Source organism: Brevundimonas sp., assembly GCF_051858995.1.
In the GTDB taxonomy this organism is placed as follows: domain Bacteria; phylum Pseudomonadota; class Alphaproteobacteria; order Caulobacterales; family Caulobacteraceae; genus Brevundimonas.
The window spans coordinates 37,416-50,729 of sequence record NZ_JBHYGN010000010.1 but is presented as its reverse complement, the minus strand read 5'-3'; the positions used below and the strand labels follow the sequence as shown (position 1 = coordinate 50,729).

Below are 13,314 nucleotides of genomic sequence, written 5' to 3'. Positions count from 1 at the left end.
GCGCTGCTTTCGCCCCCGATGGAGCGCGCCCATTCTCCCTCCCCGCCTGATGGACATCACAGCCGACAACATCAACGCCCCCGCCTCGCTCTCGCGACACAGGCGTCTGGCCCAGATCTACCGGCGCGATCCGCGCGCCGAGGGGCGGTTCTGGTATTCGGTCGTGACCACCGGCGTCTATTGCCGCCCCACCTGCCCGTCACGACATGCGCGGCCCGAGAACATCCGCCTGCACGACACCCTTGAGGAAGCGCGCGCGACCGGCTTCCGCCCCTGCCTGCGTTGCCGCCCCGAAGCGCCCGCCCTGCGCGACCGTCACCGGGAACTGGTCGAGGCGGCCTGTCGCCACATCGAGACCAGGGGCGCCGCGCCATCGCCGCGTGAACTGGCCGACGCCGTCGGCGTCAGCCAGTCGCACCTGTATCGGCTGTTCCGCCGTCTGACGGGCATGACGCCGTCAGCCTACGCCCGGTCGCTGGTCGAAGTTGCGCCCCCGCCGCGTACGACGCGCGTCGGCCCGACCTGATCGACAGGTCTATTGGGCGGCCGTCTGGGGCAGGCGTTCGCGGTCGAAATTGATCGTGCTGATGCGGCGGTCCAGCCCCTCGACCACGCCGGCGGTCAGGTCGTTGCCCAGATTGCCGCCCAGCGCGGCGTTGCGGTCGAACAGCCCATAATCCGGATAGTCGGATTGATTGAAGTTATTGAGACGGTTTTCTTACTTTTTACTCCGGACGACCAAAGCCTCCCGGAGGTCCGGGAGGCTCTTTCGGCGCCGGGCTGTGCCCCTCGCGTCAGGCGGCGAGACGACCCTCGCCCGCACTCGGCGACACGCCGAAGTGGGCCCGGAAATGTCTCCAGAACGAGGTGTAGTCGCCGTAGCCGACACGACGCGCGACAGCTTTCAGCGGCAGCGCCGGTTCGTCACGCAGCAGCGACTGCGCCGCCTCCATGCGAACACTGCGGACAAACTGGCTGAGGCTCAGCCGCCGGAAATCCTGGAAGGCGCGATAGAGCGAGCGCGGGCTGACGCCAACGGCTAGCGCCACATCGGCTGCGGAGAAGTCGTCGGCCAGATTGGCCAGCACGAAGGACTCGGCCCGCTTCAGGTGCCGCCCCGCCGCATCAGGCGCCGCTTCAGACGTTCAAAAATGTCGTAGAAGCCGGACACGGTCGCTCCACCACTCGCTCCGGAGCAAGCCGACTATACGAGCGCCCTGTCATCGACAAGGCAGGTTCCGCGTCACCCGGTCGGGACCGGATTGGTGCGAGCGGCGGGGCTCGAACCCGCATGACCGAAGTCGAGCGATTTTAAGTCGCTTGCGTCTACCAGTTTCGCCACGCTCGCGGCGGTGTTCGTCCTAGTGGGCGGCGCCCGCCGTGCGCATGGCGCGGAAGTCCACGTCAGAATCCGCCACCAGATAGACCAGAGCGGCCCAAGCGGCGACGTTCTGGCTCAACTGGGCCGGATCGATCTTGTCCAGGGTGTCGTCAGCGGTGTGGTGCAGATCGAAATAGCGGGTTCCGTCCTGGCTGAGGCCGAAGACCGGCACGCCCGCCTCGGCCAGCGGGCCGATGTCGGCGCCGCCATGCAGTTCCGGCTCGGCCGAGGCCAGAACTCCGATGGGATAGAGCACCTGCGTCGCCGCCCGCTGGAAGGCCGAGTTCTGGGCGCCCGGCGGCAGTTGCAGGGCGTAGACGCGATCGGCGCCGAAGTCGCTCTCGCCCGCGATGATGTGATGCTCGACCGCCGCGCCAATGCCGCGCAGATAGGCGCCGCCGCCGTTGCCGGTGTCGGTCGGCTGGGCCACCTCTTCCGAGCCGTACAGAACGACGCGCACCGTGCGCGCCGGGCGACGACCGCTCTCGGCGATGGCCTTGGCGGCGGCCAGGGTGATCGCCCCGCCCGCGCCGTCGTCGATGGCGCCGGTGCCCAGATCCCAGCTGTCCATGTGCGAGCCGAGCACGATCACTTCTTGGGGACGCGAGGCGCCGGTGATCTCGCCGACCACATTCTGGGACACGGTCTCATAGGTGTGAGCCGTCGAGGACAGACGCAGGCGCACGGTCTGGCCGCTGGTGATCAGGCGCGACAGCTGGCTGGCATCGGGCGCCGACAAGGCGAAGCCCGGCAGGGGCACGCGGCCCTCGACGTAGCGGGTGGTGCCGGTGTGCGGCATGCGGTGCTCATCCGAGCCGACCGAGCGCATGATGAAGGCGACCGCGCCCTTGGCCGCGGCGGCGGCGGGACCAGCGCCCCGGATGCGGGTCAGGGGGCCGTAGCCGGCGCCGTCCTGCATGCGGACCATCTGGCCGGCGTCGACATAGGCGATCTTGCCCGCCAGCGATCCGGCGGGGGCGGCGTTCAGGGCTTCCAGGCTGGTGAAGCGAACCACCTCGGCCTCGATCACGCCATTGGTGCCGGGCGAATGGCCCAGCGCCGCGACGACCAGACGCTGCGGGTTGGCGCCGACGATGGAGGCGCTCTCCTCGCCCCGCTCCCAGCCGACCAGCGGGAAGGTCTCGACGCGGACGTTCTGGAAGCCGTGCTGGCGCATATAGTCCGCGGCCCAGGCGGCCGCGGCCTGCTCCGATGGCGAGCCCGCCGGGCGGGCGCCGAAGGTGGTCGTCAGGCGGGTGACGTAGTCCAGCGCGATGTTCTGCTGCAGGGCGCCGTCGCGAATGCGCTCGGCCCGCTGGATGGTCGCGGCGTCCTGCGCGGCGGCCGGCAGGGCGAAGCTCAGCGCCAGCGCGCTGGCGGCGAGAAGACGGGCGGACAGGCGCATGACAGCTCCGGGGGGACTCAGCGATGGAGCCGGACCCTAGACCCACATTCCGTGCGCGGAAAGGACGTCAGGCCACAGGATGTCAGCAGCGGCTTGGCTGCCGTCAGACGGATCAGGCGTCGCCCTTGACCCACACCTCGACCGGGCCTTGCAGCTTGACGGTGAGGGCCTTGCCGCGACGGTCGACGCGGTTGCCGACGGCCAGACGGACCCAGCCTTCCGAGATGCAGTATTCCTCGACGTTGGTCTTTTCCTCGCCCTTGAAGCGGACGCCGATGCCCTGCGCCAGCAGGTCGGCATCGTGGAATTTGCTGTCGGGATCGACGGACAGGCGGTCGGGCAGATCGGTCATGGCTTGGCTCTTCGGCAAATCAGCCGCCGCCTTTAGCCGGTCCGGGGCCGCGCTCCAAGCTCTTGACCTGACCCGAGGTCAATCCGCTAGGTTCGTTTCAAATCAATACGGACCTGTCCCGTGACCGATCTTGCGATCCGCGACTTCACCGCCCCGGCGACCGACGGCTATCCGCTGTCGATGCGGCTGGTCTCCCCGCCCGAGCCGACTGTGGCCGTGCTGATGAGCTCCGGCACCGGCTTTCCCAAGGGCTTCTACGACCGGTTCGCCCGGCATCTGGCGGGCAAGGGGGCGGCGGTCCTGACCTATGACTTCCGGGGCATCGCCGGATCGCGGCCCGATGATCTGGCCGCGATGAAGATGGACTATGTCGACTGGGGCCGGCTCGACATGCCCGCGGCGCTGGACGCCCTGATCGAGGCGGCGCCGGGCCTGCCGGTCGTCCATGTCGGCCATAGCGTAGGCGGCCATTTCCTCGGGTTCATGTCCAATCAGAACCGCATCTCGAAGCATGCCTTCGTCTCGGTCGGCAGCGGCTACTGGGGTCGGCACCACCGGTCCTACAACCCGATGGAGCTGTTCTTCTGGCTGGGCTTCGGCCCATGGAGTCTGGCGCGGCACGGCTACATCAAGGGCGGCGGCCTGTGGGCGGGCACCGACCTGCCGCGCGGTGTGTGGGAGACCTGGCGGCGGTGGTGCCTGAAGGAGCCCTATTTCCTCGAAGAGCTGAAGGCTGGCCTGAAGCCGCATCATTTCGACGCCGTCACCGCCCCGATCCACTCGTGGATCTTCACCGACGACCCTATCGCCACGCCCGTCACCGGGCCGATACTGATGCAGATCTATCCGAACGCGCCGCGCGACATGACTGTGCACGCACCCGGTGATTTCGGGCTGAAGCGCATCGGGCACGAGGGCGCTTTCCGACGCGGCATGGAGCCCTTGTGGGACCGGATGTTCGACTGGCTGCTTGAACCGGAGCCATCACGCCATAGGTAAGCGCCTCCACTCTCCCGGAGCCTTCCCATGACCGACCAGCCCGTCCTCACCGTCGACGGCCACACCATTCCTCTGCTGGGCTTCGGAACCTGGAATCTTGAGCCCGCCGACGCGCGCCGCATGGTCGCCGAGGCCCTGCGTATCGGCTATCGCCACATCGACACCGCCTGGATCTACAAGAACGAAGCCGCCGTGGGCGACGGCATCCGCGACGCCATCGCCGCAGGCCATGTGAAGCGTGAGGACATCTGGCTGACGACCAAGATCTGGGTCGCCCATTTCCATCGCGCCGATCTGCTGAAGCAGGCGAAAGAGTCCGCCGAGGCCCTGGGCTTCACCCCCGACCTGCTGCTGCTGCACTGGCCCAAGCCCGAGCCGTCGTTCGAAGAGACCTTGGGCGCCCTGAACGAGGCGCTGGAACAGGGTCTGACGAAAAGCATCGGGCTGTCGAACTTCCCCTCGGCCGAGTTCGCCCGCGCCCAGAGCCTGTCGAAAGCGAAACTGGTCACCAACCAGGTCGAGTATCACCCCTACCTCAAGCTGACGAAGCTTCTGGCGGCGGCGAAGGACCTCGGCTCCTCGATCACCGCCTGGTCGCCGCTGGCCCAGGGCAATATCGCCACCGACCCGACCCTGATCGAGATCGGCGAGGCTCACGGCAAGTCGGCCGGGCAGGTCACCCTGCGCTGGCTGATCCAGCAGGGTGTGATCGCCATCCCGCGCACGACCAAGGTCAGCCGCGCCCAGGAAAGCTTCGACGTCTTCGACTTCGAGCTGACGGCCGAGGAAATGGATCGCATCCACGCCCTCGCCCGCCCGGACGGCCGTCTGGGCGACTGGCTCGACAAGACCTTCCAATGGGATGAAGAATGGGCCTGACGCGCCCCGCCTGAGAGGGCGTGCGCCAATGTGCTCCAATCGGCGATAGCCGGTAGCGCAAAAGGGAGACGCCTATGGGTTCGGTGCACGGATTTCCGGGCGTCGATCCGTCGGACGCGGCGGTCGGCGCGAGACTGAAGCGATGGCGCGAACAGCGTGGCATGACGCTGGACGACCTCGCCGCCCATCTGCACATCACACCCGAGGAGGCCCGCCGCATCGAGGCGGGCCGCGCCCATCTGGACAGCCTCGGCGTCGGGGCGGCGACCACCGTCCTGCGCCTGCCCTTGTGGGCGCTGGTGTCGGATAGCCGGGCCTACTGACGCATCGCGACACGGACGGCGTGACACGAGCCCCGCGTCCGCCTAAGCGAGGCCATGGCCTACAAATCGCTGCGCGACTTCATCGAAATCCTCGAAGCCGAGGGTGAACTGGTGCGGGTGACCGAGCCGGTCTCCACCCATCTGGAAATGACCGAAATCCAGACCCGCCTTCTCCGGAATGGCGGCCCGGCGGTGATCTTCGAAAAGCCCGTCCTGCCCGACGGCACGATCAGCCCCATCCCCTGCCTGGCCAATCTGTTCGGCACGGTAAAGCGCGTCGCCATGGGCGTGACGCTGGAGAAGAAGCAACGCACCACCGCCGCCGAACTGCGCGAGGTCGGCGAACTGCTGGCTTTCCTGCGCAATCCGACCCCGCCGCGCGGCTTTGGCGACGCGATGGAGATGCTCCCGCTGGCCCAGACCGTCATGGCCATGCGCCCCAAGACGGTGAAGATCGCCCCGGTGCAGAAGGTGGTGCTGAAGGGCGACCAGATCGACCTGATCTCCCTGCCGATCCAGGGCTGCTGGCCCGGCGAGCCCGCGCCGCTGATCACCTGGGGCCTGGTGGTCACCAAAGGCCCGTCCGACGCCCGAGAGGACGACTTCAACCTCGGCATCTACCGGATGCAGGTGCTGGGCAAAGACAAGGCGATCATGCGCTGGCTGGCCCACCGCGGCGGCGCCCAGCACTATGCCCGACACAAGAAGACCGGATCGAAAGCGCCCCTGCCCGCCGCCATCGTGCTAGGCGCCGATCCGGGCACCATTCTGGCGGCCGTGACGCCGGTCCCGGACACCCTGTCGGAGTATCAGTTCGCCGGCCTGCTGCGCGGCCAGAAGGCCGAACTGGTCCCCTGCAAGACCGTGCCGCTGATGGTCCCGGCCAATGCCGAGATCGTGCTGGAAGGCCATGTCCTGCTGGATGAGCACCACCCGGAGGGCCCCTACGGCGACCACACCGGCTACTACAATTCGGTCGAGACCTTCCCGGTCTTCCAGGTGACGGCGATCACGATGCGGAAGGACCCGATCTATCTGACCACCTTCACCGGCCGTCCGCCGGACGAGCCCTCGGTTCTGGGCGAGGCGCTGAACGAGGTCTTCATCCCCCTTTTGCGCCAGCAGTTCCCCGAGATCACCGACTTCTGGCTGCCGCCCGAGGGCTGCAGCTACCGCATCGCCGTGGTATCGATGAAGAAGGCCTACCCCGGCCACGCCAAGCGGGTGATGCTGGGCGTGTGGAGCTATCTGCGCCAGTTCATGTACACCAAGTGGGTGATCGTCGTGGACGACGACATCAACGCCCGCGACTGGAAGGATGTCATGTGGGCCATCTCGACCAAGATGGACCCGGCGCGCGACATCACCCTGATCGAGAACACTCCCATCGACTATCTGGACTTCGCCAGCCCCGAGAGCGGACTGGGCTCCAAGATCGGGCTGGACGCCACCGACAAGTGGGAGCCCGAGACCAAGCGCGAATGGGGCGAGGAAATCCGCATGGAGCAGGACGTTATCGACCGCGTCTCGGATATCTGGGACCGGCTGGGCCTGCCCGGCGACAAGGCGCCGATCTGGAAGTGACTGTGGTGTGAGGGCCGCTGTTCATCGAGCCGCGCAAGACTTGTGTCAGAAAAGTGCTTCACAAATGACAGTCCTGTAATCTAACCTCCCGGCTTCGATTAAAACGGAGCCTCCCCATGCGCGCCCTCATCGCCGTCCTCGCCTTGGCTATCGCCACGCCGGTGGTCAGCATTCCCGTCCCGGCCGACGCTCAGGTTCTGACCGGTCGCCACAGCGCACGTCCGTCGCGTCCGCGTCGCGCGACCCCGCCGCGCCTGACGCAGGCTGAGCAACAACAGCTCTGGGACGCCCAGGATCAGGTGGCCGACCTGAACGCCACCATCGACGCTCTTCAGGCGGAAGGCGCCGCCGCCGGCGGTCTGACCGACGCCCAGCGCGCCGAACTGGCCGGCCACACCACCCGTCGCGACGAGGCCCAGGCCACCGTCGACCGTCTGGTCGCCAAGCGGAACGGCTAAGCCGGTCCCAAATCACAAGGCTCCAACGGGCGGCGGTGATCTCACCCCGCCCGTTTTGCTTTCCGGTCGCCAGAGGGGTGACGGCGGGGCCTCGCGACCATAGAAGTCACGCTTGACCGGTTCGGGGGATCCAGTGAGCGCTTTCGAGTTCTTCTTCAGCTTCTACGCCCTGTTGCTGGGCCTTTCGGTCGCCGTGATCGCGACCGGCGTCGCCACCGCCATCCAGCACCGCAAGCGCATCCGCATCGGCTGGCTGACGCCCCTGCTCGCCCTGTTCGTCGGGCTCGACATCGCCAGCTTCTGGGATTTCGCCTGGACCATCTTCCGCGAGGTGTCGTTCAGCTACGGCCTGCTCATCGTCGGCCTGGCCATCTCCCTGATCTACTTCGTGGCCGCGTCCCTGGTCTTCCCCCATGCGATCGAGGACGACCTTTCGCTGGACGACCATTTCTGGGCCAACAAGAAGCTGGTCCTGCTGCTGACGACGGCGGCGAATCTCGGCGCGATCCTCACCGCCCTGCCGGTGATCATGGCCATGCCCGCCGCCCAGCTTTTGCTGATCAACTACGGGGTGACCGTCGCCCTCTATGTCGGGCTGGTGGTTCCCGCAGCCTTCACGCGGAACAAGGCGGTGTTCGCCACCCTGACCTGGATCCACATCGCCATCTATCTGATCCTCGGCGCCCTCTCGGCCGCCTTCCCGAACGCGGGAGACGCCATGCTTGAAGGCGCCAAGCCCGCTGAGGCCGCCGCCGCCCAGACCGGGGCCGCCAAATGAGCGCGTTCGAGTTCTTCTTCAGCTTCTACGGCCTGCTGCTGGGCCTGTCGGTGGCCGAACTGGTCGGCGGCTTCGCCCGCGTGCTGCACGAGAAGGAACGGGTCCGCTTCGGCTGGCTGACGCCCATGCTCGCCGCCTTCGTCGCGCTGGACGTGGCGACCTTCTGGAATCAGGCCTGGGTCATCTTCCGCGGCGCGCCCTTCAACCACGCCCTGCTGATCGCCGGGCTGATCATCGCCGCCACCTTCTACGTCGCGGCCAGCGTCACCTTCCCTCGCGTTTCAGCCGAAGGCGTGGACGAGCGGATCGACCTGACCGACCACTTCTGGCGTTACCGCCGGCTTGTGTTCGGCTGCATCATGGCCGCCAACCTGATCGTCGGCGTCCTGTTCCTGACGTTGATGAGCGTGAACGAGGGCTTCGCCGGCCTATCGACCGTGCGGCTTTGGGTCGGCTTCGGCATCTTCTTCTTTGGCACGGCCACGGCGGCCTTCGCGCCGTGGCGGCCCGTGGTTGTCAGCGCTCTGGTCGTGGTGCTGGCCTACAGCCTCTGGACCGTCGGCATGTCCGCGCTCAATCTGATCTCGCGCGGCGCCTGGGCTCCGGCGACCGGCCTGTACTGAACCGAACGGGACAGCTTGCCGCAGGCGTGCATTTGGTCGAGGAAGGGCGCCATGCGCACCCCCCTTCTGATCGCAGCCGCCCTTCTGTTCGCGAGTCCCGCCATGGCCCAGTCTGTTTCGAACACCGCCCCGTGGGACCAGCCCTTCCTCCCGCCCGCGCCCGAGTGGAACGGCGCCAGCCGCGATCTGCTGCGCGCCGCCTCCGATCCGTGGGTCACGGCGTTCGAGGCCGACGCCGACCATGACTTCAGCCCCAACTACGTCGACACCCGCGCCTGGTTCGACCGTCTGGACGCCGCCAGCGACCTGATCCGCATCGAGCAGTTCGGCGTCTCTCCGGAAGGGCGTCCGATCTACGCCGTCATCGCATCCAAGGACGGCGCGACCTTCGATCCGTCCAAGCCGGTGCTGCTGGCCCAGGCCGGCATCCACCCCGGCGAGATCGACGGCAAGGACGCGGGCATGATGCTGCTGCGCGACATCGCCTTCTACGGCAAGGATGACCTGCTGGACCGGGTCAACCTGATCCTGATCCCCATCCTGTCGGTCGACGGACATGAGCGGGCCAGCGCCTACAGCCGTCCCAACCAGCGCGGGCCGCGCATCCAGGGCTGGCGCAATACGGCGACCAACCAGAACCTGAACCGCGACTACCTGAAACTGGACCAGCCCGAGATGCGGGCGGTGCGCGGTCTGATCGTGAAGTATCGGCCCGATCTGTACGTCGACATCCACGTCACCGACGGCATGGATTACCAGTACGACGTCACCTACGGCTACAACGGCGAGAACGGCCTCTATTCCCGCTCGCCCGCCACCGCCCGCTGGCTGGACGACGCCTTCAAGCCCGCCATGAACGCCGCGCTGGAAGCCCGCGGCCACATCCCCGGCGAACTGGTGTTCGGCATTGACGATCAGAACCCGCGCGCAGGCCTGAACGACGGCGGATTGGGCGAGCGGTTCTCGAACGGCTGGGGCTCGGCGGCCCACGTCCCGACCATCCTGATCGAGAACCACAGCCTGAAGCCGCATGAGCAGCGCGTGCTGGGCACCTATGTCTTCCTGGAGCGCGCTTTGAAGCTGCTGGCCACCGACGGCGCGGCCCTGCGCACCGCCATCGCCGCCGACAGCGCCCTGCGCCCGGCGGACATCCCGGCCAATTTCGCCTCGGACGAACAGCCGTCCTCGACCCGCGCCTTCAAGGGCATCACCTACGAGACCTATGACAGCCCCGCCTCGGGCCGCCGGGAAATCCGCTGGCTGGGCCAGCCGGACCCGCAGGTCTGGGAAATGCCCTTCTACTCCTCGCATCCGACCCTGACCCTGCGCCGGCCCGAGGCCTACTGGGTGCCGTCCTACCGGACCGACATCATCGAGCGGCTGCGCGTTCACGGCGTGACCATGGAGACCCTGTCGGCCCCGCGCACCGTGCCGGTCGAGATGCTGCGTCTCAACGATCCCCGCATCGCAACCCGCGCTAACGAAGGCCACGTCCAGACCACCGTGACTGAAGTCACGCCGCTGCAACGCGACTGGACCTTCCCGACCGGCTCGGTGCGGGTGCCGACGGACCAGCCGCTGGGCGACATCGTGGTTCTGCTGCTGGAGCCGCAATCGAGCGAGAGCTTCTTCGCCTGGGGCATGTTCCCCGAGGTGCTCAGCCGCGTCGAATACATCGAGGGCTACGCCATCGCCCCGCTGGCCGAGCGGATGATGGCCGCCGATCCGGCGCTGAAGGCCGAGTTCGAGGCCAAGCTGGCCGCCGAGCCCGACTTCGCCGCCAATGGCGATGGGCGTCTGCAGTGGTTCTATGAGCGGACGCCGTTCTATGATGACCACTACAGGCTTTATCCAGTCGCGCGCGAAAACTGATCAAGTCCTTGGGGAGGGTGAAAGATGTACGACTTTTCCAACGTAAACGGGCTCCAGTGGGCCGGCCTGTTCGGTGGCCTTCTGCTCCTCGTGATGCTGGTGCTGTCGGTCAACGTCGTGATCGGGCGCAACAAACATCGGGTCCTTCTGGGCGACGGTGGAAACCTTGAAATGGCTGTCGCCAGCCGCGGTTTCGGCAATGCGGCGGAGTATATCCCGGCCGCCATCGCCATGCTGACCCTGCTCGCCCTGACTGACGCCCCGCATTGGCTGATCCAGATCGTGGGCGCACTGATGCTCGCAGGTCGGATTATTCATCCGTTCGGCCTGAAGGCCACCGGAGGTGTGACCGTGCCCCGCTTGGTCGGCATGGTCCTGACTTGGTTGTCCCTGAGCATCGGATCGGTGGCGCTGGTCTGGACTTTCATCTTTGCTCAAGCCGGGAACTGAGCGTGGTTGATATGGGCGGTCTCCCCGGCCATATCGGGGCATGACCTCCCCGCGTGACGCCGCCTCCGACATCCTGCCCGAACTGATCGCCGCCGCCCTGAAGGCCGGCGCGGATGCCGCCGAGGCGGTGACCTCCGAGCGTGCCTCCCTCTCCATCGGCGTCCGCAACGGCGCGCTGGAGGATGTCGAGCGCGAGGAAAGCCGCGACCTGGGCCTGCGCGTCTTCATCGGCAAGCGTCAGGCGACCGTCTCGGCCTCCGACCTGTCGGACAAGACCCGCGCCCGTCTGGTAGAGCGCGCCGTCGCCATGGCTCGCCTCGCGCCGGAAGATCCCTATGCCGGTCTGGCCCCGCAGGAGCGTCTGGCCAACGGCCCCTTCCCCGATCTCGACCTCTACGATCCGACCGAGCGCAGCGCCGCCGAACTGGAAGCCGCTGCCGCCGCCGCCGAGGCCGTTGCTCTTGCGGTCGAGGGCGTCGCCAAGTCGGAAGGCGGCCACGCCGCCGCCTCGTACAGCCGCTGGCGCCTAGTCACCTCGCACGGCTTCGACGGCTCCTATCAGGGCTCGGCCTTCTCGCTGGGCGTCGGCGTCATCGCCGAAAAGGACGGCGCCATGGAACGCGGCGGCGAACACCGCGCCGTGCGTCACCTGTCCGACCTGCCCTCCGCCGAAGCCATCGGCGCGTATGCCGGCAAGCGGGCGGTCGAGCGCACCGGCCCGCGTAAGATCGCCTCGATCACCGCCCCGGTCATCTTCGAGAACCGCATCGCGACCCAGGTGCTGTCGCCCCTTCTGGGCGCCATCTCCGGGGCCTCCATCGCGCGCGGCACCTCCTTCCTGAAGGACCGGCTGGGCCAACCGGTGCTGCCCGAAGGCGTGAACCTGATCGATGACCCGTTCCGTCAACGCGGCCTTGGCTCGACCCCGTTCGATGACGAGGGGGTCGCCGTCTGGAAACAGTCCATCGTCGAGGACGGTGTCCTGACCACCTGGCTGATGAACAGCTCAAGCGCCGCCCAACTGGGTCTGGCCTCGACCGGCCACGCCTCGCGCGGCCTTGCCGGCCCGCCCGGCGTTTCGACCCACAACCTGCATCTGGAGCCGGGCGAGCAGGACCTGAACGGCCTGATGGCCGCCGCCGGAGCCGGTCTGCTGATCACCTCCATGTTCGGCCCTTCGCTGAACGGCAACACCGGCGACTGGTCCGCCGGGGTTTCGGGCTTCTGGTTCGAGAACGGCGAACGCGCCTATCCGGTCAGCGAAGTCACCGTCGCCGGCAATCTGAAGGACCTGTGGGCCCGCCTTGTCCCCGGTTCGGATCTGGAGTTCCGCGGCGGCTTCAACAGCCCGTCCCTACTGTTCGACGCGGTGGCCATCGCGGGCAAATGACGGACTTCGCGGACGATCTCGAACTCATCCGCGACGCGGTCCTGGCCGCCGGCGAACTGGCCCTGTCCGAGCGCGAGGCCGGGCTGAAGATCTGGTCCAAGTCCGGCGGTTCGCCGGTCACATCAGCCGATCTGGCGGTCGATAAGCTGCTGCGCGACCGCCTGCTGACCGCCCGCACCGACTACGGCTGGCTCTCTGAAGAGACCGCCGACACCACCGAGCGCCTGACCAGGCAGCGCATCTTCGTGGTCGATCCCATCGACGGCACCGTGGCCTATATGAAGGACAAGCCGTGGTGGTGCATTCCCATCGCCGTGGTCGAGGATGGGCGTCCGGTCGCCGCGGTCATCCACGCCCCGATGCTGAACGAGACCTTCGTCGCCACCCTGGGCGGCGGCGCGAGCCTCAACGGGCGCAAGATCACCGCCTCGGACACCACCGACCTGGACGACGCCTCGGTTCTGGCCGACGCCCGGCTCATGGAAGGCCCTAACTGGCCCGAGCCCTGGCCGCCGATGCGCTTTGAGAAGCGCAACGCCCTGGCCTATCGCATGGCCCTGGTCGCGGCGGGGGCCTTTGACGCCGCCATCGCCGTGACCCCGAAATGGGACTGGGATGTCTGCGCCGGAGCGCTGATCGCGGAGGAGGCTGGAGCCAAGGTCAGCGACCATCATGGCCGTCCATGGCGCTTCAACCAGCCGGATCCGCGACAAACGAGCCTGATCTGCGCCGCTCCGGGCCTCCACCCGTTGATCCTGCGGCGCACAGGGCCTATTCCGCTCGCGCCCCGCTGATCCGTCCCTTCAGGTGATCTCAACCT

15 protein-coding genes and 1 tRNA gene are annotated in these 13,314 nt (G+C 67.5%); 12 read left to right on the top strand and 4 right to left on the bottom strand.

From position 1 onward, the window contains the following. The first annotated feature begins 49 nt into the window (after positions 1-49). A complete protein-coding gene (locus ACTIEF_RS11395) occupies positions 50-526 on the top strand; it encodes an Ada metal-binding domain-containing protein (RefSeq protein ID WP_439472259.1) in 477 nt (158 codons plus the stop codon). Positions 527-794: 268 nt separating this feature from the next. On the opposite strand, the gene ACTIEF_RS11390 is transcribed toward ACTIEF_RS11395, so the two are convergent. The 4 genes from ACTIEF_RS11390 to ACTIEF_RS11375 form a co-directional block, all read right to left on the bottom strand. Continuing rightward, positions 795-1,088 carry a helix-turn-helix domain-containing protein gene (locus tag ACTIEF_RS11390; RefSeq protein WP_439472258.1) on the bottom strand — a complete coding sequence of 98 codons (294 nt, stop codon included), beginning with the start codon at positions 1,086-1,088 and terminating at the stop codon, positions 795-797. Between the two features lie 175 nt (positions 1,089-1,263). After that, positions 1,264-1,348: transfer RNA gene (locus ACTIEF_RS11385), tRNA-Leu, on the bottom strand. Positions 1,349-1,361: 13 nt separating this feature from the next. Beyond that, positions 1,362-2,786 carry a M20/M25/M40 family metallo-hydrolase gene (locus ACTIEF_RS11380; protein ID WP_439472257.1) on the bottom strand — a complete coding sequence of 475 codons (1,425 nt, stop codon included), beginning with the start codon at positions 2,784-2,786 and terminating at the stop codon, positions 1,362-1,364. Positions 2,787-2,898: 112 nt separating this feature from the next. Then, entirely contained in the window at positions 2,899-3,138 is a 240-nt protein-coding gene (locus ACTIEF_RS11375; RefSeq protein ID WP_376861366.1) for a DUF3297 family protein, read from the bottom strand. A gap of 120 nt (positions 3,139-3,258) precedes the next feature. On the opposite strand from ACTIEF_RS11375, the gene ACTIEF_RS11370 reads away from it, so the two are divergent. The 11 genes from ACTIEF_RS11370 to ACTIEF_RS11320 all read left to right on the top strand — a co-directional run bounded on the left by ACTIEF_RS11370 (position 3,259) and on the right by ACTIEF_RS11320 (position 13,288). Then, on the top strand, positions 3,259-4,137 hold the full coding sequence (locus ACTIEF_RS11370; protein ID WP_439472256.1) for an alpha/beta hydrolase family protein: 879 nt from the start codon (positions 3,259-3,261) through the stop codon (positions 4,135-4,137). Between the two features lie 27 nt (positions 4,138-4,164). Continuing rightward, the gene (locus ACTIEF_RS11365) at positions 4,165-5,016 is read left to right on the top strand and encodes an aldo/keto reductase (protein ID WP_439472255.1); all 852 of its coding nucleotides are present in this window, start codon (positions 4,165-4,167) and stop codon (positions 5,014-5,016) included. Positions 5,017-5,090: 74 nt separating this feature from the next. After that, complete coding sequence (locus ACTIEF_RS11360; RefSeq protein WP_439472254.1) at positions 5,091-5,339, top strand: helix-turn-helix domain-containing protein; 249 nt, start codon at positions 5,091-5,093, stop codon at positions 5,337-5,339. 54 nt (positions 5,340-5,393) lie between these two features. Beyond that, positions 5,394-6,923 carry a UbiD family decarboxylase gene (locus ACTIEF_RS11355; RefSeq protein ID WP_439472253.1) on the top strand — a complete coding sequence of 510 codons (1,530 nt, stop codon included), beginning with the start codon at positions 5,394-5,396 and terminating at the stop codon, positions 6,921-6,923. 116 nt (positions 6,924-7,039) lie between these two features. Further along, positions 7,040-7,381, top strand: a complete 342-nt coding sequence (locus ACTIEF_RS11350) for a hypothetical protein (RefSeq protein ID WP_439472252.1) — start codon at positions 7,040-7,042, stop codon at positions 7,379-7,381. Between the two features lie 133 nt (positions 7,382-7,514). Continuing rightward, positions 7,515-8,159 (top strand): hypothetical protein, encoded by a 645-nt coding sequence (locus tag ACTIEF_RS11345; protein WP_439472251.1) that lies wholly within the window; start codon positions 7,515-7,517, stop codon positions 8,157-8,159. Then, on the top strand, positions 8,156-8,782 hold the full coding sequence (locus ACTIEF_RS11340) for a hypothetical protein (RefSeq protein ID WP_439472250.1): 627 nt from the start codon (positions 8,156-8,158) through the stop codon (positions 8,780-8,782). Before ACTIEF_RS11345 ends, ACTIEF_RS11340 begins: the two co-directional genes overlap by 4 nt. Before the next feature lie 51 nt (positions 8,783-8,833). Beyond that, positions 8,834-10,654, top strand: coding sequence for a M14 family metallopeptidase (locus ACTIEF_RS11335; protein ID WP_439472249.1), 1,821 nt, complete (start codon positions 8,834-8,836; stop codon positions 10,652-10,654). A 24-nt stretch (positions 10,655-10,678) separates the two neighbouring features. Further along, positions 10,679-11,104, top strand: coding sequence for an MAPEG family protein (locus ACTIEF_RS11330; RefSeq protein WP_439472248.1), 426 nt, complete (start codon positions 10,679-10,681; stop codon positions 11,102-11,104). Between the two features lie 40 nt (positions 11,105-11,144). Next, positions 11,145-12,494 (top strand): TldD/PmbA family protein, encoded by a 1,350-nt coding sequence (locus ACTIEF_RS11325; protein ID WP_439472247.1) that lies wholly within the window; start codon positions 11,145-11,147, stop codon positions 12,492-12,494. After that, complete coding sequence (locus ACTIEF_RS11320) at positions 12,491-13,288, top strand: 3'(2'),5'-bisphosphate nucleotidase CysQ (RefSeq protein ID WP_439472246.1); 798 nt, start codon at positions 12,491-12,493, stop codon at positions 13,286-13,288. The genes ACTIEF_RS11325 and ACTIEF_RS11320 overlap by 4 nt, the downstream gene beginning before the upstream one ends. The last annotated feature ends 26 nt before the right edge of the window (positions 13,289-13,314 follow it).

Excerpts from the sequence above, each read along its gene's own strand:
- ACTIEF_RS11395 (WP_439472259.1), top strand. The coding sequence starts at position 50 with ATGGACATCACAGCCGACAACATCAACGCCCCCGCCTCGCTCTCGCGA.
- ACTIEF_RS11380 (WP_439472257.1), bottom strand. The coding sequence starts at position 2,786 with ATGCGCCTGTCCGCCCGTCTTCTCGCCGCCAGCGCGCTGGCGCTGAGC.
- ACTIEF_RS11375 (WP_376861366.1), bottom strand. The coding sequence starts at position 3,138 with ATGACCGATCTGCCCGACCGCCTGTCCGTCGATCCCGACAGCAAATTC.
- ACTIEF_RS11365 (WP_439472255.1), top strand. The coding sequence starts at position 4,165 with ATGACCGACCAGCCCGTCCTCACCGTCGACGGCCACACCATTCCTCTG.
- ACTIEF_RS11360 (WP_439472254.1), top strand. The coding sequence starts at position 5,091 with ATGGGTTCGGTGCACGGATTTCCGGGCGTCGATCCGTCGGACGCGGCG.
- ACTIEF_RS11355 (WP_439472253.1), top strand. The coding sequence starts at position 5,394 with ATGGCCTACAAATCGCTGCGCGACTTCATCGAAATCCTCGAAGCCGAG.
- ACTIEF_RS11350 (WP_439472252.1), top strand. The coding sequence starts at position 7,040 with ATGCGCGCCCTCATCGCCGTCCTCGCCTTGGCTATCGCCACGCCGGTG.
- ACTIEF_RS11340 (WP_439472250.1), top strand. The coding sequence starts at position 8,156 with ATGAGCGCGTTCGAGTTCTTCTTCAGCTTCTACGGCCTGCTGCTGGGC.
- ACTIEF_RS11335 (WP_439472249.1), top strand. The coding sequence starts at position 8,834 with ATGCGCACCCCCCTTCTGATCGCAGCCGCCCTTCTGTTCGCGAGTCCC.
- ACTIEF_RS11330 (WP_439472248.1), top strand. The coding sequence starts at position 10,679 with ATGTACGACTTTTCCAACGTAAACGGGCTCCAGTGGGCCGGCCTGTTC.
- ACTIEF_RS11325 (WP_439472247.1), top strand. The coding sequence starts at position 11,145 with ATGACCTCCCCGCGTGACGCCGCCTCCGACATCCTGCCCGAACTGATC.
- ACTIEF_RS11320 (WP_439472246.1), top strand. The coding sequence starts at position 12,491 with ATGACGGACTTCGCGGACGATCTCGAACTCATCCGCGACGCGGTCCTG.